The 18696-nt window shown below is 71.6% G+C and carries 16 protein-coding genes; 5 read left to right on the forward strand and 11 right to left on the reverse strand.

The features are described 5' to 3' along the window. Positions 1 to 48: 48 nt before the first annotated feature. The 4 genes from DEJ33_RS04700 to DEJ33_RS04715 form a co-directional block, all read right to left on the reverse strand. Positions 49 to 420 carry a hypothetical protein gene (locus tag DEJ33_RS04700; protein WP_111077845.1) on the reverse strand — a complete coding sequence of 124 codons (372 nt, stop codon included), beginning with the start codon at positions 418 to 420 and terminating at the stop codon, positions 49 to 51. Position 421: 1 nt separating this feature from the next. Then, entirely contained in the window at positions 422 to 5806 is a 5385-nt protein-coding gene (locus DEJ33_RS04705) for a DUF6531 domain-containing protein (protein WP_111194374.1), read from the reverse strand. Positions 5807 to 6016: 210 nt separating this feature from the next. Next, positions 6017 to 6466: a SufE family protein gene (locus DEJ33_RS04710; protein ID WP_111194375.1), complete on the reverse strand. Its 450-nt coding sequence runs from the start codon at positions 6464 to 6466 to the stop codon at positions 6017 to 6019. Next, a complete protein-coding gene (locus DEJ33_RS04715) occupies positions 6463 to 7374 on the reverse strand; it encodes a sulfurtransferase (RefSeq protein ID WP_111077842.1) in 912 nt (303 codons plus the stop codon). Before DEJ33_RS04715 ends, DEJ33_RS04710 begins: the two co-directional genes overlap by 4 nt. A 166-nt stretch (positions 7375 to 7540) precedes the next feature. Between DEJ33_RS04715 and zapE the strand changes: the two genes are divergently transcribed. Both zapE and DEJ33_RS04725 read left to right on the forward strand, forming a co-directional pair. After that, on the forward strand, positions 7541 to 8626 hold the full coding sequence (gene zapE, locus DEJ33_RS04720) for a cell division protein ZapE (protein ID WP_258378091.1): 1086 nt from the start codon (positions 7541 to 7543) through the stop codon (positions 8624 to 8626). Between the two features lie 186 nt (positions 8627 to 8812). Continuing rightward, positions 8813 to 10087: an ammonium transporter gene (locus DEJ33_RS04725; protein WP_110902409.1), complete on the forward strand. Its 1275-nt coding sequence runs from the start codon at positions 8813 to 8815 to the stop codon at positions 10085 to 10087. 155 nt (positions 10088 to 10242) lie between these two features. Here the strand turns inward: DEJ33_RS04725 and DEJ33_RS04730 are convergent, their stop codons facing one another. Together DEJ33_RS04730 and DEJ33_RS04735 are read right to left on the reverse strand one after the other, a co-directional pair. After that, positions 10243 to 10572 carry a hypothetical protein gene (locus DEJ33_RS04730; protein WP_111044215.1) on the reverse strand — a complete coding sequence of 110 codons (330 nt, stop codon included), beginning with the start codon at positions 10570 to 10572 and terminating at the stop codon, positions 10243 to 10245. A 157-nt stretch (positions 10573 to 10729) separates the two neighbouring features. Continuing rightward, a complete protein-coding gene (locus tag DEJ33_RS04735; protein ID WP_111077841.1) occupies positions 10730 to 11701 on the reverse strand; it encodes an aldo/keto reductase in 972 nt (323 codons plus the stop codon). An 89-nt stretch (positions 11702 to 11790) separates the two neighbouring features. Between DEJ33_RS04735 and DEJ33_RS04740 the strand changes: the two genes are divergently transcribed. Further along, a complete protein-coding gene (locus DEJ33_RS04740; RefSeq protein ID WP_111077840.1) occupies positions 11791 to 12183 on the forward strand; it encodes a ChaB family protein in 393 nt (130 codons plus the stop codon). 51 nt (positions 12184 to 12234) lie between these two features. Continuing rightward, positions 12235 to 13200 (forward strand): beta-ketoacyl-ACP synthase III, encoded by a 966-nt coding sequence (locus DEJ33_RS04745; protein WP_111077839.1) that lies wholly within the window; start codon positions 12235 to 12237, stop codon positions 13198 to 13200. Between the two features lie 87 nt (positions 13201 to 13287). Here the strand turns inward: DEJ33_RS04745 and DEJ33_RS04750 are convergent, their stop codons facing one another. Genes DEJ33_RS04750 through DEJ33_RS04770 form a run of 5 tightly spaced genes read right to left on the reverse strand, consistent with a single transcriptional unit; the run spans position 13288 to position 17393 of the window. Further along, positions 13288 to 14136: a hypothetical protein gene (locus DEJ33_RS04750; RefSeq protein ID WP_181432767.1), complete on the reverse strand. Its 849-nt coding sequence runs from the start codon at positions 14134 to 14136 to the stop codon at positions 13288 to 13290. Positions 14137 to 14177: 41 nt separating this feature from the next. Beyond that, positions 14178 to 14570, reverse strand: coding sequence for a flagellar assembly protein FliW (gene fliW, locus DEJ33_RS04755; protein WP_111194376.1), 393 nt, complete (start codon positions 14568 to 14570; stop codon positions 14178 to 14180). Beyond that, the gene (flgL, locus tag DEJ33_RS04760; RefSeq protein ID WP_111194377.1) at positions 14567 to 15451 is read right to left on the reverse strand and encodes a flagellar hook-associated protein FlgL; all 885 of its coding nucleotides are present in this window, start codon (positions 15449 to 15451) and stop codon (positions 14567 to 14569) included. The genes fliW and flgL overlap by 4 nt, the downstream gene beginning before the upstream one ends. A gap of 2 nt (positions 15452 to 15453) precedes the next feature. Further along, positions 15454 to 16905 carry a flagellar hook-associated protein FlgK gene (flgK, locus tag DEJ33_RS04765; protein WP_181437250.1) on the reverse strand — a complete coding sequence of 484 codons (1452 nt, stop codon included), beginning with the start codon at positions 16903 to 16905 and terminating at the stop codon, positions 15454 to 15456. 2 nt (positions 16906 to 16907) lie between these two features. Further along, positions 16908 to 17393 (reverse strand): flagellar protein FlgN, encoded by a 486-nt coding sequence (locus DEJ33_RS04770; RefSeq protein WP_111077836.1) that lies wholly within the window; start codon positions 17391 to 17393, stop codon positions 16908 to 16910. A gap of 370 nt (positions 17394 to 17763) precedes the next feature. Between DEJ33_RS04770 and DEJ33_RS04775 the strand changes: the two genes are divergently transcribed. Continuing rightward, on the forward strand, positions 17764 to 18582 hold the full coding sequence (locus DEJ33_RS04775; protein WP_111077835.1) for a sigma-70 family RNA polymerase sigma factor: 819 nt from the start codon (positions 17764 to 17766) through the stop codon (positions 18580 to 18582). Positions 18583 to 18696 lie beyond the last annotated feature (114 nt).

An 18696-nucleotide genomic window follows, 5' to 3' on the forward strand; every position in this document is an offset into this window, starting at 1 on the left:
CCTCGGAGTGCGGTTCGCGAGTCTGCGGGAGCTTGCCGACCAACTCGATCACGTCGTCGAGGAGCGCGTGCGAGCGCTCATCTCGTGGGCGTACGCGTCGGCCTCGGTCTTGTAAATCTCGCCCCATGCGATGCTCGAAGGCATGGCATGGGCAGGCAGATCGACGTCAGGGAGGCAGATCTGCACGAAGTGCGGGAAGGCAGGGAAGGTCCAGAGGTCTTCGTCCTCGAACCGGCTCCAGAGCAACAGCTCCCCGATGCCGAGTGGATGGCCGAGCTCCTGACCGTTCAGCGGCGGATCGCAGCTGACCATCAGTGCATGATGACCGTTCGGGAGCTCGATCGGTCGTTCCACTTCGCACCGGAAGACAGACGAGAACCGCTTGCTGTCCATGGACGAGAGGAAGAAGACTTCTTGCATGTCAGAACTCCGGATTGATGCCGCTGACGCGATCGAGCTGGATCGCGCCCTTGTCGATGCCGTTCGGGATGATGTACTCGTCTAGTCCGCCTCGGTTGCCGTCCAGGGGAAGCGCTGCCCTCGTCTTCACCACCGCGCTGGGGTCGCGCAACGTCCCTTCGAGCAGGAACCGCCCCGAGTTCACGCTGTAATCGGGCCCGGTCTTCCCTGACGGTAGTCCTGCGACGTCGCGGTAGTTGGCAACAGACCCAGGGTGGGACGGCGACCATGAGGCACCGGTCGGCTGAGCATCTCCGCCGTAGACACGGTAGATCTTCTGACCTTCGAAGGGCGTCGGGAGCTCGTCGCCGAGCTTGTTCACCGCTGTCGGCAGATGCACCTTGTTGAGCACCCCGCCGGTGGCTGCCGACGTCGCCGCCCCCTCCGCGGCGTTTCGCAGCAGGCTGCCTGGCGTGACCGGCTGCCCACTGACGACGGTGTTCGCGACGTTCTCGACTGCGCCCTCGACCGCGTTCCCGACGAAGTGCTTCCCGATCGCCGCACCGAAGCCGCCGCCGACCGCGCCGAACGCTCCGCTGACGGCGACCTGCCCCCAGTTGACCTCGCCGGTGGTGGCCTTCTGGATGATGGTGTCCGCGCCGGCGCTGATGAGCATCATGCCGACCGGGCCGCCGACGCCGGTGGCCATGAGGAGTCCACCGCCGACGACCATCGCGCCACCGGCGACGTACTCCCAGTTGTCCTTGAACCATTCTCCCGTGGCCGCTGCGGCCCGGGCCAGGGGACCCTGCTCACTGGCGGCGTAGGCCTCGAGCTCGGCGTCGGTGATCGGCGCGAGCCCGAGCGGGTCGAGCGCGTGCAGCGGGTCGTTCCCGGCGAACGAGTACGGGTTGCCACCCCACGCGGCTCCGGCGGGCGGAGCGAGCGGGTCGACGGAGAGGAACCCGCGCGTGGTCGGGTCGTAGGCGCGGGCGCCCATCCACTCCAGGCCGGCGACCTGCAGCGTGCCGTCGGCACCCAGACCGAGGGCTGCGGGCAGGGACGCGCCTCCGACGTCGGCGAGGACCTGCCACGGGTCCGCTTCCGATGCGGCACGAGCGCTGCGCCAACCGGCGGTCGTCCAGGCGTCACCGACTCCGGTGATGCCACCGGGAGCACGGAGGACCGGAGCGTCGCCGACAGCGAGGAGCGTCGGCGTGGCCGCCGCGGTGTCCCAGGCGATCGGGACACCGTCGACATCGGCGAGTTCGCCGAGGGCATCGACCGTCAGGTTGGTCGACGCTGAGCCATCCGGACCCTGTGTCCGGGTGCCCGTGAGCCACCCGCGGGCGTCCCAGAGTGAGTCGGTGGTGCTGCCGTCGCTCCGGAGTTCGCGCGTGCGCTGGCCGCGCCCGTCGTACTCGTAGGTGACGGACTCGTCACCGTCCTCGACCCGGAGGAGTTGACCTGCCGCGTCGTGGTGGAACCGGCGGACTCGATCATCGGTGCGTTCCTCGACGAGCCGTCCGGCTGCGTCGTAGACCCAGTCGGACCGGTGGTCAGAACCCATAGCTGACACGAGTTCGGCGGAGACCAGCTGTGCCCCGTCGTCGTGGCCGTACCTGGTCCGTCCGGCGGGGCCGTCCACCGACAGGATCCGCCCGTCGGGGTCCCGCTCGATGCGGGTCACGTCGGACCCGTCGGCGTCGGTCGTCGTGTGCTCGACGAGCTGGCCGTCCGCGTAGCGCCAGGACTGCAGCTGGTCACCGGCCCGGAGGCCCGTCAGGCGTCCGGCAGGGTCGTGGTCGTACCGGACCTCGCCGAAGGCGGTGTGCTCGACACGGCTGACACGACCCACGGCATCGCGGTCGTACCGGGTGACCGTGCCGTCGGGGGAGTACACGGCGGTGCGGAGGCCGTCGGCGTCGTGGCTCCACCGGGTCTCACGGGAGCCGGTGCTGCGACGGACGAGCTGTCCGAGCCGGCTGTAATCCAGCGTGTGGTCCACCGGATCCCCGCCACGGGTGTGGTCGGTGATCGTGACGGTCCGGGAGCGCGGGTCGCGGTCGATGCGGGCGAGCAGTGCGTCGTCGGCGTACTGGGCGACCTCGAGCCCGGCGGCGTCGTGCTCCCATCGCAGGGTCCTGCCGTCGGGGTCGGTCTGGGTCAGCTGGCGGCCGGCCGCGTCGTAGGTCGCGGTGGTCGTTCGTCCCAGCGGGTCGGTCGACGTCGCCACCTTGTCGAGCTGCGTGTACGTCCGGACCGTCACACCGCCGAGTGGGTCGGTGGTGCGGACGAGGCGCCCGCGTTCGTCGTACTCGTAGCGGGTCACCCCACCGAGTCCGTTCACCGCGGCGGTCAACTGGCCGGCGGCGTCGTACCGGAACGACCGCTGCCCGAACCGGGAGTCACGTGCCGAGACGACCCGACCGACCCGGTCGTACCGGTACTCCGCGGTGCCGACGCCCGGCACCTGGGAGCGCACGACACGGCCGACGGCGTCGTACTCGGTCCGCGCGACCGTCCCGTCGGGCATCGTCCGCGCCGTGATCCGCGAATCGGCGTCGTACGTCAGCGTGGTGCGGGCGCCGGCCGGGTCGACGGCGGCGACGGGACGACCACAGCGGTCGTACTCGTAGCGGCTCGTCCGCCCGGCGGGCGTGGTCACCGTGACGACCCGACCGGCCCGGTCGCGCTCGATGACCGTGAGACCACCGTCGGCGTCGACGAGCTCCACCGGGCGTCCTGCGGCGTCGTAGGTGGTCAGCTCCGCGGAGGAGTCCGCGTGTTCGACCGACAGCGGCCGACCGAGTTCGTCCGTGCGGACGGTGACGTCCTCGAACGCGTTCCGCACGACCGCGATGCCGTCGACACGTGCGCGCTCGGTCTCGGTCCGGACGCCGGTCGGGTCGACGGTCGCGCTGACCTGCCCGGTTGCGTCGTACTCGCGGGCCCAGCTGCCGCCGGCCGGGTCGACCACGGTGCCGAGACGCGAGAGCGCGTCGTGGACGAAGCGCCACTCGGCCCCGTCCGGCAGGGTCGCCGTCGTCACGTTGCCGAGCGCGTCGAAGTCCTTCGTGACGACCCGACCGAGCGGGTCCGTCGTCGCGACGACCTGGCCGTGCGGTCCGTAGCTCAGCTCGGTCCGTGCACCGGTGGGGTCGACCGTCGCGGTGACCCGGCCGCCCGGACCGTGTTCGTACCGCCACACGCCGCCGTCGGGCTCCTCACGCGAGGTCAACAGTCCGGAGGCGTCGTACCGGTAGCGCGTGCGGTGGCCGAGGGGCGTCCGGGCTTCGACGACACGACCGGCGTCGTCGCGCTCGAGTCGTGCGACCGCGCCGTCGGCGTTCTCGATGCCGACGACGTCGCCGAACCGGTCGTGGTGGAAGGTGACGGTCACCCCGGTCGGGTCGGTGCACCGGACGAGCACACCGCCGCGCCACTCGAGCTCGGTCCGACCGCCGACGGGGTCGACGACGACCGACGGGTTGCGGTCCGCTGCGTCGGCGTACTCGTACTCGACGACGCCACCGGCCGCCGTGACGATCGTCGTGACGCGGTCCTGCTCGTCGTGGCCGTACGTCAGGTCGGCGCCCTCCGGCGTCACGGTGCGGACGCGTCGGCCACGGTCGTCGTACCCGTGGACGGTCGTCTGGCCGTCGCGCTCCGTGACCGAGACCAGGTTGCCGTGCGGGTCGTACGACATCGACTGACGGCGGCCGTCGGCGTCGACGATCCCGACGACGCGGCCCTTCCGGTCCGAGATCCAGGTGTTCGTGGCGGTTCCGTCGGTGTCCGACACCGAGGTCACCCGGCCCTGCAGGTACGCGAACCGGACGGTGCGTCCGAACGGGGTGCGCTGCTCGACCACACGGCCCTGCGCGTCGTACACGTTGACGCACTCGACGACGCCGGAGGCCGCGGTTACCTGGTCGACCAGGCCCGCGTCGTCCCACCGGTAGCGTCGCGTGCCGACCGCGTCCTGCGCGGCGACGAGGCGGCGGGCGTCGTCGTACCGGTACTCGACACGGCGGCCGTCCGACGCCGAGACGGAGGCGACGCGGTCGTCCTGGTACTCGACGTGGACCGCGCGGCCGAGTTCGTGCTCGAGCCGGGTGATCCGGTCGTCGGCGTCCCGGACGACCGAGACGCCGGTGCCCGGCCCCCGGTCGGTGCCGAGCCAGAGCCCGGCGGGCGTGAACGTCCATCGACCGCCGGCGTTGTCGGCGACGACGAGCACGGCGTCCTCACGGCGGAGCCAGAGGTCCTCGCCGACCCCGCGTCCCCAGCCGTCGCCGTCCCGGGGGAAGTCGACCTGGCGTCCGTCGTCGAGCACGATCGACGCGACCTCGTCGCCGAGCTCCAACCGGACGTCGAGCACCGACGACCAGCCGATGCCGAACCACCCGACCCGGGTGTCGAGCGAGTTGTACATCCGCGAGAAGTGCAGCGCTGCCCCGGCCCCACCGAAGCGCAGGTCCGTCTCCGGCTCGAGGAAGTTGCCCGTCGCGGTGTTCACCGGGTCGTCGGCGAAGCCGTTCGTCGGCGGGGTGCCCATCGCCGAGAACGGGCCGATGGTGAGGTCGTCGCGGGTGGCGTCGATGCCGGCCGCCGCCAGGGCTGCCGAGATCGAGGCGTCCGACAGGGTGGCGGGTCCGGTGCCACCGCCTGCGGCCTCGAACTGCGCCGCGACGGTCCCTGCCCAGGCCGCGTCCTGCCCGTTCGCGGTCAGCCAGTCGTTGACGGCGGTCACGAGCGACTGCGCGTTCAGCGTGCCCCAGCACGGGTTGCAGCCGGACTCGTAGTCGGTCAGCGCGTTGCGGAAGGTCGAGACCGCACCAGCGAGTGACTCGTCACACGACCGGATGCCGGACTGGAACGACCGGAGGTCTGCGGGCACCGCAGACGACGTGCCGCCGCCTCCGCCACCCCCACCGGCCGGGATGGTCCGGCCGCTCACCGTCACGGCGTCGGCCTGGCGGTGCGGCTCGGGCTCCGGCTCCGGTGGCTTCGGGTCGTCGTCGGCGCCGAACCACGTCCCGACCTCGTGGGTCGCGGCGACGAACAAGTTGTCCTCGCGCTCCTTCTTGCGCGCCGCCCAGGCCTTCGCCTTCGCCCGCCGGTCGTCCTCCTGCTTCGCGGCCTCACGCAGCTGCTCGACGAAGCCGGACAGACTCTGCAGCGCGTCGACGAGCTCGGACGCCCCGCGTGAGGCGACATCGGCGTTGTCCGCGAAGACCTGGGAGAAGTACCCCCGGAACTCCCGGCTCGCGGTCGTGACGTACGACGCCCGTGACCCCTTCTGGCCGCTGATCGCGCTCGCGAGCCCCGTCGCAGCGGACTTCAGTCCGTCGGCGTCTCCGTATGAGTACCCCGTCGGGTCGTTGCCGTGGATCTTCCCCATGTCGTCCCGTTCCCCTCGTCGGTTGACGGGCCCATCCTGCCACGTGTACCGCTCGTTCCGCCGGGACGTTCTGCGGGCAGATGGGTGAATGACGGACGGGAGGCGCGGCACCAGCTGGCACCGCGCCTCCCTCGCAGGCTCGGTCGGCGCGGCCCGCGTGACGCTGGCGCGTCACCGCTGAGCGGGCCGTGCCCGTCCGGAACGAGGCGGCTACGCGACCGCCGCCGTGACCTGCCGCTGCACCCGGCCGAGCATGCCGACCATGCCGCGGATCCGCAGCGGGCTGACCGCCTCGGACAGCCCGATCGTGAGCGGGTAGTCGGCCGGCACGGCGAGCACCTGCTGGGCGGTGAGGCCGGAGAGCCCCTGCGCCAGGATCGAGGCGAACCCGCGGGTGGTGGGGGACTCGCGCGGCGCCGTGGCGTGCATCCGGACGACGTCGGGTGCGTCGCCGTCCGCGCCGACCGTGACGGTGATGAAGACCGGGGACTGGCACTCCTCGACACGTTCGAGTTCGTCCTCGTGTCCCTGCACGCGCGGCGGGAGGGCCGGCAGCTCGTCGGAGAACTCGAGCAGGAGCTGCAGGCGGTCGTTCAACGAGAGCGCGAGGAAGTTGTCGCGGATCTCGGCGAGGGGCTGGGGGAGTGCTGCGTCCGTCATCGAGCAGGCAGCGTACCCGGCTCGGATCCCACCGCGATCGGGACGCGGACGGCGCTGCCCCACTCGGTCCAGGATCCGTCGTAGTTCCGCACGTTGTCGTAGCCGAGCAGGTGCTGCAGGACGAACCAGGTGTGGCTGGATCGCTCACCGATGCGGCAGTAGGCGATGACCTCGTCGGCGTCGCCGATGCCGGCGCCGTCGCGGTAGACGGCGTCGAGCTCGTCCCGCGACTTGAACGTGCCGTCCGCGGCGGCGGCGGTCGCCCACGGGATGTTCACGGCGGTGGGGATGTGGCCGCCGCGGAGGGCGCCCTCCTCCGGGTAGTCCGGCGCGGTGGTCCGGTCACCGGAGTACTCCGGGGCACTGCGGACGTCGATGAGGGGCTTGCCGAGGTGGGCGAGGACGTCGTCCTTGAAGGCGCGGACCGGCTCGTCGTGGCGCTCCACGACGGGGTACTCGACCGGCTCGACGGTCGTCCGGTCGGTGGTCATCGCGCGGCCCTCGGCGATCCACTTCGCCCGGCCGCCGTCGAGCAGGCGGACGTCCTCGTGCCCGAAGAGCGTGAAGACCCAGAGGGCGTAGGCCGCCCACCAGTTGTTCTTGTCGCCGTGGATGACGACGGTGGTGTCACGGCCGATGCCCTTGCCGCCGACGAGTCGGGCGAAGGCCTCGCCGTCGATGTAGTCGCGCTGCACCGGGTCGTTGAGGTCGGTGTGCCAGTCGATCTTCACCGAGCCCGGGATGTGCCCGGTCTCGTAGAGCAGGACGTCCTCGTCGGACTCCACCACGACGAGCTCCGGCGATCCGGCTCCGGCGTCGAGTTGCTCCTGCAGCCACTCGGTGGACACCAGGCGCTCGGGGTGCGCGTAGGAGCGGAACTTCTCGGACGGGTCGACCGGTGCGGTCATCGGGGGTACCTCCTGGGGATCGGTGGCGCGCGGACTACGATCGGTCCTTGCGCGTCGACGGCAACGGTACGCGGACGGGCCGAGTCCCCGCCGCACCGTGACACTCCACGACGGAGACGACACGCACGACGTACACGACACGCACGCTCCGCACCGGAAGGCCGTCTTGCCCGAACTCGCTCCCGTCGCCCACCTCGTGGACCGCGACCCGCAGGTGACCCCGCAGCAGATGGCCGACTCCCTGGTGCCGCCGCCGCAGTTCACCACCGCGTCGTTCGCCTCGTACCGCCCCGACCCGGAGTACGCGTCGCAGGCCGAGGTCCGCGACGCGGTCGAAGCGTTCGTCGCCACACGGCCGGAGCCCGCCAAGCGCGGCCTGTTCGGCCGGAAGCGCAAGGAGCCCGAGACCCCGGCGCGATCGGGCGTGTACCTGGACGGCGGGTTCGGCGTCGGCAAGACCCACCTGCTCGCCGCCGCCTACCACGCCGCGTCCGGCCGGAAGACGTTCGGCACCTTCATCGAGTACACCGCCCTCGTCGGCGCACTCGGCTTCCAGGGCACCGTCGACCTGCTCCGCGGCACCTCGCTGGTCTGCATCGACGAGTTCGAGCTCGACGACCCGGGCGACACGATGGTGATGACGCGGCTCATCAAGGAGCTGTCCGAGACCGGTACCCGCTTCGCCGCGACGTCGAACACCCCGCCGGGAGCGCTCGGCGAGGGCCGGTTCGCGGCGCAGGACTTCCTGCGGGAGATCCAGGCGATGTCGGACCGGTTCGACACGATGCGGATCGACGGCCTCGACTTCCGTCGCCGTGCCGTCGACGAGTCCGCCTCGGTGGTCGACGACGTCCCGTCCGTCCTGGCGACCCTGTCCTCGGTGAGGACGTCCCGGTCGGGAGGCCCGGCCCGCGTCACGCAGGACGACTTCCGCTCCGTCGTGGCCCACCTGGCGTCGGTGCACCCGTCGAAGTACGTCGCGCTGGTCGACGGCCTCGACGCCGTCGGACTGACCGACGTGCAGGCGTTCACCGACCAGACCGACGCGCTCCGCTGGGTGGCGCTCGTCGACCGGCTCTACGACGCGCAGGTGCGGATCGTCGCCTCCGGCATCCCGCTCGACACCGTCTACCCCGAGGTGATGCTCGAGGGCGGGTACCGCAAGAAGTACCTCCGCGCGGCCAGCCGTGTCGTGGCGCTGACGCGCGCGGAGACCGACGCCAGCGCGGAGACCGAGCCCCGGGCCTCCTGACCGTCCTCGCACGTCGCTCGGGGCACCTGCACACCGCGCTGACCGGTCCACGAAACACAGCGTTCACAGAACGCGCCGTGACGTTACCTCCGCGAAACAGACCGAGCGCTCCGGTGAAACACGTCGTCGCCAGACTCGGTCGCACCCGAGGCGGACGAGAGCCGCACAGCGACGAGAGGTGCACACATGCTTGATCAGGGCAACACGACGTTCGTGTTGGTCATGGCGGCCCTGGTGTTGTTCATGACACCCGGCCTGGCCTTCTTCTACGGCGGACTGGTGAAGGCGAAGTCCGTCATCAGCATGATGATGATGTCGTTCGGAGCGATCGCCCTGGTGAGCGTCCTCTGGGTGCTCTACGGCTACGCGATTGCCTTCGCGAACCCCGGCGACCACACGGCGATCTCCGGCGTCGTCGGCTTCTTCAGCATCGACTGGAACCAGCTCGGCCTCGGCCAGGCGTTCGAGGAGGCCACGGCCTCGAAGATCGACGCGTCCTACCCGTCGATGGCCTTCGTCGGCTTCCAGGCGACGTTCGCGATCATCACCGTCGCCCTCATCTCCGGCGCGATCGCCGACCGCGCCAAGTTCGGCGCGTGGATGGTCTTCGCCGGCGTCTGGGTCACCGTCGTGTACTTCCCGGTCGCCTCCTGGGTGTTCAACCTGACCTCCGGCTGGGCCGCCACGTGGGGCGTCATCGACTTCGCCGGTGGCACCGCGGTGCACATCAACGCGGGTGCCGCGGGCCTCGCCCTGGCGCTGGTGCTCGGCAAGCGTGTCGGCTTCGCCAAGGGTGCGCACAAGCCGCACAACCCGCCCTTCGTCCTGCTCGGTGCCGCCATCCTCTGGTTCGGCTGGTTCGGCTTCAACGCCGGCTCCGAGGGTGCCGCTGACGGCATCGCCTCGATCGCCTGGGTGAACACGCTCGCCGCCCCGGCCGCCGCGATCCTCGGCTGGCTGCTCGTCGAGAAGCTCAAGGACGGCAAGGCCACCTCCGTCGGCGCCGCCTCGGGTGCCGTCACCGGTCTCGTCGCGATCACCCCGGCCTGCGCCAACCTGACGCCCGGATGGGGCCTGGTGCTCGGCTTCCTCGCCGGCATCGTCTGCTGCTTCGCGATCGACTGGAAGTACCGCCTGGGCTTCGACGACTCGCTCGACGTGGTCGGCGTGCACCTGGTCGGCGGCATCTTCGGCACGCTGTTCCTCGGCTTCTTCGCCAACGACACCGGCCTGATCTACTCGGGCTCGTTCGAGCAGCTCGGCAAGCAGGCCGCGGCCGCCGCAGCCGTCGGTGTCTACTCCTTCGTCCTGGCCTTCGTCATCGGCTTCATCATCGAGAAGACGATCGGCTTCCGCGTCAAGACCGAGGACGAGGTCGCCGGCATCGACACCGCGGTCCACGGCGAAGAGGGCTACGTCCTCTACGACGAGGAGGACAAGAGCCCGGTCGGCGTCCGCTGACACGCTCGCTCCACACGACGACGGCCCCCGCTCACTCGAGCGGGGGCCGTCGTCGTGCGTGCGCCCGCGAAACGCAACGTGGGCGACGCCGCGCAACGGAGTACCGCTGCGCGATGCCGCCGCGGTTGCGTTTCGCGGGGCCGGACGGGACGAGGTCAGTCCGTGTCGGCGCCACGCTCGCGCGAGCCGCCCGGTGCTGCCTGGTCGTCGGTCTGGGTGCCGGCGGAGGTGTCGCCGAGGTCGTCGCCACCGCCGACGAGGGCATCGCCACCACGAGCGTCGTTCCCCAGGGCGGCCAGAGCGGACTGCTCCTGGTCCCCACGGTCCTCCAGATCGAGGCCGGAGCGGTCGTCGTCTGCGCGCTCCTCGACGTGGGTGCTGCCGCCTGCGGTGTCCCCGGTGGTCGCAGCCTCGTGCTGCATCGCCTCACCGAGCTCGGTGTTGCCGCCGTCGCCGCCGTGGTCGTTGGGCATCGAGGTGGTCATCGTGCGTGTCCCTTCGTCGGTGGTTCCGTCGAGCCATCCGTAGCCCCGGCCGGCTGGACCCGCACCCGAGCCGTCCGGGAAACGCAACGTGGGCGGCGCCGCGCAACGGAACACCGTTGCGTGACACCGCCCACGTTGCGTCTTGCGGGAGGTCAGGTCACCAGGCGTAGTCCTCGGGGGACGTCTTGTGTCCCGGGAAGAGCTCGTCGAGGCGGTCGAGCGCCGACTGGTCCAGGCGCACGTCGACGGCACGGACCGCGGACTCCCACTGCTCCATCGTGCGGGGGCCGGTGATCGGCGCGGTGACGCCCGGCTGGTGCAGCAGCCACGCGAGCGCGACCTCGCCCGGCGTGTGTCCGAGCTCCTTCGCGAACGACTCGTACGCGGTCAGCTGGTCACGGTGCGCGTCGACGTACTCGGCGCTGCGGCCGGACAGGCGGCGGGACCCGTTCTCGGTCTTCTCGATGACACCACCGAGCAGACCGCCCTGCAACGGCGACCACGGGATGACGCCGAGGCCGTAGTGCTGCGCGGCCGGCAGGACCTCGCGCTCGATGTCCCGGACGACCAGGTTGTAGATCGACTGCTCGCTGACGAGCCCGAGGAAGTTCCGGTGCTTCGCGGCCTCCTGCGCCTGGGCGATGTGCCACCCGGCGAAGTTCGACGAGCCGACGTAGAGGATCTTCCCCTGGCCGACCGCGATCTCCATCGCCTGCCAGATCTCGTCCCAGGGCGTGTCCCGGTCGACGTGGTGCATCTGGTACAGGTCGATGTGGTCGGTCTGCAGGCGTCGGAGCGAGGCGTCGATCGACTGGCGGATGTTGTACGCGCTGAGCTTCTCGCCGTTCGGCCAGCCGGTCATGTCGCCGTAGACCTTCGTGGCGAGGATCGTCTTCTCGCGGCGTCCGCCGCCCCGGGCGAACCACCGTCCGATGATCTCCTCGGTGGCGCCCTTGCCCACCGAGCCGCCGTACGCGTTGGCGGTGTCGAAGAAGTTGACGCCGAGTTCGTGGGCCCGGTCCATGATCGCGTGCGAGTCGTCCTCGCTGGTCTCCGGTCCGAAGTTCATCGTGCCGAGCACTGCCCGTGACACCGACAGCCCTGTCCGTCCGAGGTGTGTGTAGTCCATGGTCCAGGTCTACGCCCCTGCCTCGATGCCCTGCCAGGCACTGGGAGTACCGGTGAGGAGCCGGACCAGCACGCGACGAAGGAGCGATCATGCCCGCCGACGACGACCTCCCCAGCACCCTGCAGCGGTCCCCGGAGCACGCGCAGGAGATCTACCGCGCCGCCCGGGAGTCCGCCGAGGCCGAGTACGGCGACGGGCAGCGCGCCGGCCGCACGGCCTGGGCCGCGGTGAAGCACGAGTACGAGAAGGTCGGCGACCACTGGGAGGAGAAGGACTCCTCCGGCCCGTCGGACTCCGGCGCAGCAGGGTCCCGCGGCTCCGGCACGACCGAGGAGGGCGTCGACGCGAACGCCTCGAAGGCGCACCTGCTCGACGTCGCGAAGCGTCTGGACGTCAGCGGCCGTTCCGGCATGACGAAGGACGAGCTCGTGGACGCGATCAAGAAGGCGAACCGTCGCGCGACGGCGAAGGCCCGGGAGTGAGCATGCCGTGCCGGGCATGCCGCGCTGGACGACAGGCGTAGCGTGCCGGGTGTGAACATCCCAGCACTCCGAGGCAGCCGGATCATCGGGTTCGGCCACCACCAGCCCGACCGGATCCTCACCAACGACGAACTGTCGACCATGGTCGACACGAACGACGAGTGGATCACCACCCGCACCGGCATCAAGACGCGGCACATCGCCGGGCCCGACGACAGCGTCACGTCGATGGCGACCGAGGCCGCGCGCAACGCCCTGGCGGACGCCGGCGTCGCGCCGACCGACGTGGACCTGGTGGTGGTGGCATCGACCACCCACCGGGACCGCTCGCCGTACACGGCCGGCCGGGTCGCGGCGGCACTCGGCATGTCGAACGGTCCCGCGCCGATCGACATCAACACCGCGTGCAGCGGCTTCGAGTACGCCATGGCGACGGCCGACCAGGCGATCCGCACAGGTGCCGCCGACACCGCACTCGTGATCGGCTCCGAGACGCTCTCCCGGATCGCCGACTGGACCGACCGTTCGACCTGTGTCCTGGTCGGTGACGGCGCGGGCGCAGCGGTCCTGGGCGTGTCCGACGAGCCGCAGATCAGCTCCGTGTCGTGGGGCAGCGTGCCGCACCTGCAGGACGCCGTCCGCGTCACGCACGACCCCGAGGTCTTCCAGCAGGAGGGCCGCTCGATCTACCGGTGGGCGATCACCGAGGCCGAGGGGCACGCCCGCGCCGTCGTCGAGCGCGCCGGCCTGACGCTCGACGACATCGGGGTGTTCGCGTTCCACCAGGCGAACCTGCGGATCATCGAGCCGCTCGTCACCGCGCTCGGCGGCGAGGGCAAGTACGTCGTCCGCGACGTCGTCGAGTCCGGCAACACCTCGGCCGCGAGCGTCCCGCTCGGGCTGTCGAAGGCCTGGCACCGCGGGGAGCTCCCCGAGGGCGTCCCGGCACTGCTGTTCGGCTTCGGCGGCGGGTTCGCGCACGCCGGTCAGGTCGTCATGACGCCGATCCGGCGCTGACGCTTCGCCGGTCGCGACCGCACGACGGACGGGAGGCCCGCCACCAGCTGGTGGCGGGCCTCCCGTCCGTCATCGGCAGGGTCTGCGTCAGTGGCCGCGTCCGCGGTCCAGGGCACGCTGCTGCCGCTTGCTCAGCGACTTCGTGTCCTTCGGTTCGCCGCCGGCCTGCTGGGGCAGCACGACCGTGAAGTGCGCGGGCGGCGGACCGAAGGCGCTCCGGGAGGACTGCACGACCTTGCGGCCGAGCGCGTGGTTGCCGAGCCCCCCGACGACCGCGCCGATGCCGAACGGGATCGCGCGGCCGAGGATCGACGTGCCCTGACGGGTCAGGAACCGCTTCACGAACGACGCGCGGAGCCGGCCGCCGATGCCGCTGACGGCCTGCTTCGGCAGGGACGACGTGACGAGCTCACCCCAGAAGGCGGTCCGACCCTGCCCGCCGCCGGCCTGCCCGGCGAGCTGCTTGACGAGCTGCGAGCCGGGCGCGCCGAGCATCATCGCCATGACCAGGGCGCGGGCCCGCTCGGGGTCCTCGACGGTGATGCCGTGCACCTCGGTGACGGACTGGGCGAAGAGCGCGCTGGCCTCGAGGAACCCGACGGTCTCGGCGCCGCTCAGCCCGAGGCTCGCGATCATGCCGACGCCCGGGATGACCGCGCTGGCACCGACCGCGGCCCCGCCGGACGTGACCGCGGTCAGGTACTGGCGCTCCAGGATCTCGATGACCTGCGCGGGGGACGCGTCCGGGTGCCGGCGACGGACGCGGGCGACGTGCGCGACGACGGCCGGACGCTGGACCGAGATGGCCCGGTCGAGCCAGCCGTTCCATGCGGGGGCGTCGGGCTGCAGGCGCCCGGCGTCGGGGGAGGGAGCGGACTGGACGGGTGCTGCGGGCGTCGGCACGAGCGCGTCGTGGTCACGGGGGGTGCTGGACATGTCGGCGACGCTACGCCGGGGGTGCCCGGGGACGCTGGGCGTCAGTGGCGCGCGAGCTCCGCGCGGAGCGGCAGGTCCTGGTCCTCGAGGATGAACTGCGCGCCGACACCGGTGCGGGCGTTCACGACGACGGGTGCCAGGAGGTTCACCGTCGTGCCCGACGCGTCGGGGTTCGCGACGACCAGCAGCATCGCCTCCTCGGCGCGGGTCAGCTCGATGACGTCGGCCTGCTCGTCGGACAGACGCGGCGCGTAGTCGGGCAGGTGCACCGCGGCGTCGAGCAGGTAGAGCCGCGGGGCGTCCACTCCGGAGGCTGTGGTGCCGAGGCCGACCAGGGCGAACAGGCCCTCGGCACCGTCGACCAGGTCGAGCGTGAACGCGCGCAGCGGCTCGAGGCCGAACGGTGCGACGGGGAAGGTCAGGTCGATGCTCATCGGAGGTAGTCCATCAGGGTCGGCTGCAGGACCTTCGCGGTGACGGCGAGGGCTGCCTGGTAGTTGGTGCTCTGGACCTGCAGGTCCAGGACGGCCTGGGCGAGGGCCTTGTCCTCGACACCGGACCGGCGTCCCTCCAGCGTGGTGGACAGGGTCTTCAGCGAGTCCTGCGCGGACAGCGCGGCCGAGTGCCGGACACCGACGTCGGCCTGGGCGCCGCGGACGGCGAGCTGGGCGGCATCGATCTGGTTGAGTCGTGGGTTCACGTTCGTGCCTGCCTGAAGGTCGGCGACGATGCCGTCGAGGAGTGCGAAGACCGACGAGCTGCCGGTCCCGAAGACGGCGCTGCCGTCGGTGTCGACGCGGACCTGCTCGCCGGTGCCGATGGTGCGGGTGACGCTCGAGCTCGAGCTGCCGGCCCACGTGGTGTCGTCGGCGTACGCGGAGCCGGCGGGCGAGGACCCCGCGAAGACCGAGCGGGTGCCGTACTTCGTGTTCGCCGTGCTGAGCAGGTCGGCCTTCAGCCCCTGCAACTCCTTCACGAAGGCATCGCGGGCGGTGGGGTTCATGGTGCCGTCGCTCGCGGCCTGCACGGTGAGGTCGCGGACCTTGCCGAGGACGTCGCCGACGTCCGCGAGGGCGGAGTCGGTCGTGGCGAGCCAACCGGCGGCGTCGTCCGCGTTCCGGGCGTGCTGGGCGGCCTGCGCCTGCTCCTTGCGCACCTGCATCGCGGTGGCCGTGCCGGCCGGGTCGTCGGAGGGCTTCCGGATCGCCTTGAGCGTGGTCGCCTGGTCGGTCAGGTCGGCGACCTTCGCGGCACCGGCCTGCAGCCGAGCCTGCGCGGCCGCCATGGTCATGTGGGTGGTCACACGGGTGATCACGGTCAGCTCCTCCCGACGAGGCCGAGGCGGTTGATGATGGTGTCGAGCATCTCGTCGACGGCGGTGAGGACCCGCGCCGCACCCTGGTAGGCGTGCTGGTAGGCGAGCAGGGAGACGTTCTCCTCGTCCATGTCGACGCCGGCGCTGGACTGCTGTTGCGTCCGCGCGTTGGTCAGGGCGAGTCCGGTGAGCGTCGATTCCGACGCGGCCGTCCGGGAGGCGCTGCCCACCCCCGTCACGAACGTCGCCCAGGTCGTGTCAGGGGCTCCGGCGCCGGAGCCGATGCCCGCGATCGCGGTGAGCACCGAGGCGTCGAACTGGCCAGAGGCGCTCCGCGTCGCGAGGCCGGAGCCGTCGGTGGGGACGACGGACAGCCCCCGTGCGGCGGGGACCCCGGCGGCGAGGGCGAAGAACGCGGTGCCCTTCGCACCCGAGGGGGTCGTGCCGGTGGCGTGCAGGGCGTTGACCTTCGTGGCGAGGTCGGTGGCGACGCGGTCGTACGCGGCGGAGGCTTCGGCGAGGGCGCCGCCGGTGTGGGCGTCGTTCGCCGGTGCGAGCAGCGACAGGCCGCCGGCGATCGAGCCACCGTCGAGGGCGACCGGGCCGACCGAGCCGCCGACCCAGCGGAGGGACGGGGCCGACGGCTGCCCGGTGCTCGTCGTCGTGTTCATGGCGTCGAGGGTGGGCGGGCCCTCGAGCGTGACACTGCGCGCGGTGGTGCCCTGCACGAGCGGGTTGCCGCCGATCACGACGTCGACCGTGCCGTCGCCGTTGTCGCGGACGGCCGCGCCGGTCAGGGTCGCGATCTCCTCGGTGAGCTGGTCGCGCTGGTCGAGGAGCTCGTTCGCCGTGCCGCCCGATGCCAGCGCGGTGCGGATCGCGCCGTTGAGGTCGGCGACCTGCTTCGCGGCGTCGTTGAGCTGGCCGACCTGCGTGGCGAGGGTCGAGCGGGTCGCGGACCACTGGGCGTCGATCGCGGACGAGCCGGCGGACAGGGCGGTGGCGACGGTCTTCGCCGCGCCGATCAGTGCGCTGGCCGAGCCGGGGTCGTCGATGTGCGTGGCGAGGTCGCTCCAGGCGGACCAGAGCCCGTCGAGCTTCGCGGAGAGGCCGTCGGCGCCGGGCTCGTGCAGACCGGTCTCGAGCTGGTCGAGCGCGGCGCTCCGGGTGTCGGCGTACGCGGCGGCGCCGGCCGAGAACCGGACACGGGTGTCCAGGGTCGAGGACGCCAGCCGGGCGATCGCGTCGACGGACACACCCTGACCTGCGAGCGCCGCGGTGCCGCGGACGAACCCGGTCTGGGCGGGAGCGCCGACCTCGGTCTGCACGATCCGCTGCCGGGTGTAGCCGGTGGTGCCGACGTTCGCCATGTTCTGGCCGGTGACGTCGAGGCCCGCGCGGGCCGCGGCGAGACCCGAGTAGGCGGTCTGCAGGGAGCCGAAGGTGCTCACCATCGCTACAGGTTCCCGTCGAAGAGTCGTGCGCCGTCGGTGGCGTTGCCGGACGACCCACTGGCGTCGTAGGTGTCGGCGTCGGTCACGGTGCCGGCGAGGGTCTCCTGCGTCGCCTGGGCGGCGACGCGCAGGAAGCGGTCGTTCTCGTCGCGCAGGGACCCGATGTGCGTGGTGAGCTCGAGCATCGCGGCGAGGTGCGACGCGAGGATCTCGCCCCAGGGGCCGGACGGTGCGGCGGCGACGACCTCACGCAGGGGAGCGTCGGAGGGCATGCCCCACTCCTCGGCGACGGCGGCGCTCTGGGCGCTGCGCTCGAGGCCGGTGGTGCGGAGCCGGTCGAGGACCTGCTCGACCTCACGGCTGGCGTGCGAGATCCAGCGGGAGCGCCCGGCGGCGAGCAGGAGCTGCTCCTCCTCGAGCTTGAACGTGAGCAGTTCGAGCAATTCGCGTTCGCGCCACAGGACGGCGGACAGGTCGTTCACGCTCATCAGCTCCCTCCGGGATCAGGCGACCGCCAGCTGCGGTCACCAGGACTTATCGACGCTGACCGCTCCGGCGTAAGCACCGGGCACGGCGTCCTCCGATCGGGGGACAAACCCGGCTGAGGTCCCCTGAACGGCGGACCGGAGTGGGGTGCCCCTCCCCCCGCATTGGGTACGGAACATGTCTCGTCCGGCGCTCAGGCAGCCGATAGGTTCGAGATCAGCACCGGGGGACAACCCCACACTCGCGTCCACGGGCGCGAGCGCACCGCAGGGACGGATCCCGGCGGTTCTTCGACGTATCCGGCGGTCCCGACGCCGGTGATCGTCATGCCCAGGGACGGGTCAGTCGACACAGGACGACCAGGGGAACACCATGGACCGGAACGAACGCAACGCGATGATCGTCGAGCACCTGCCGCTCGTCGGCTACATCGTCGCCGAGACCTGCGCTCGCGCCACGCACCTCAGCCGCGACGACCTCGGACAGGTCGGCTCCGTCGCACTGGTGCAGGCCGCCGACGCCTTCGACCCGACCCTCGGTGTGCCGTTCGGCGCGTACGCCCGCACCCGTATCACCGGTGCGATCGCCGACGACCTGCGCGCCGGCGACTGGGCCAGTCGCGGGACCCGGAAGCGCATCCGGGAGACCCTCGCCACCCAGGAGGCCCTGTCCGCCGGGCTCGGACGCCGTGTCACCCCGCAGGAGATCGCCGACGCGATGGGCGTCGACCGGCAGACCGCCGTGGACGCCCTCACCGACGCCGCGCGCACCGTCAGCCCGATCGACGAGACCGTGCACGACACCGTCGCCGCCGACCTGCCGCTGCCCGGCGAGGACCTGCTCGAAGCCGAGAAGCGCCGCTACCTGGTCGCCGCCGTGCAGGCGCTGCCCGACCGGATGCGCCTGATCGTCGAGGCCGTGTACTTCGGCGACCGCACGGTAACCGACGTCGCCGCCGAGCTGGGCATCACCCACTCCGCCGTCTCGCAGCAGCGGTCGGAGGCGATGCGCCTGCTCCGCGACGGCCTCGCCGAGCACTACGGCGACGGTGGTGCCGCCCCCGAGCCGGCGTCCCGCACCACCGCCGCCCGCCGGAGCGCCTACCTGGCCCGCGTCGCCACGAACGCCGCCGCCGGGGTCACCCGTGCGGTGCAGGACGCGACCTCGGTCGGCGTCGTCGCGGCCAGTTGACCGTCCGGCGGTCCAGCGGACGTGAACTCGTCCGACGGATCGTCTAACGCCTCCGGCCGAACGGCCGAGAGGAACACATGTCAGCCCACGGACGGGCTGACGATCGGCCCAGTT

The organism is Curtobacterium sp. MCPF17_047, assembly GCF_003234045.1.
In the GTDB taxonomy this organism is placed as follows: domain Bacteria; phylum Actinomycetota; class Actinomycetes; order Actinomycetales; family Microbacteriaceae; genus Curtobacterium.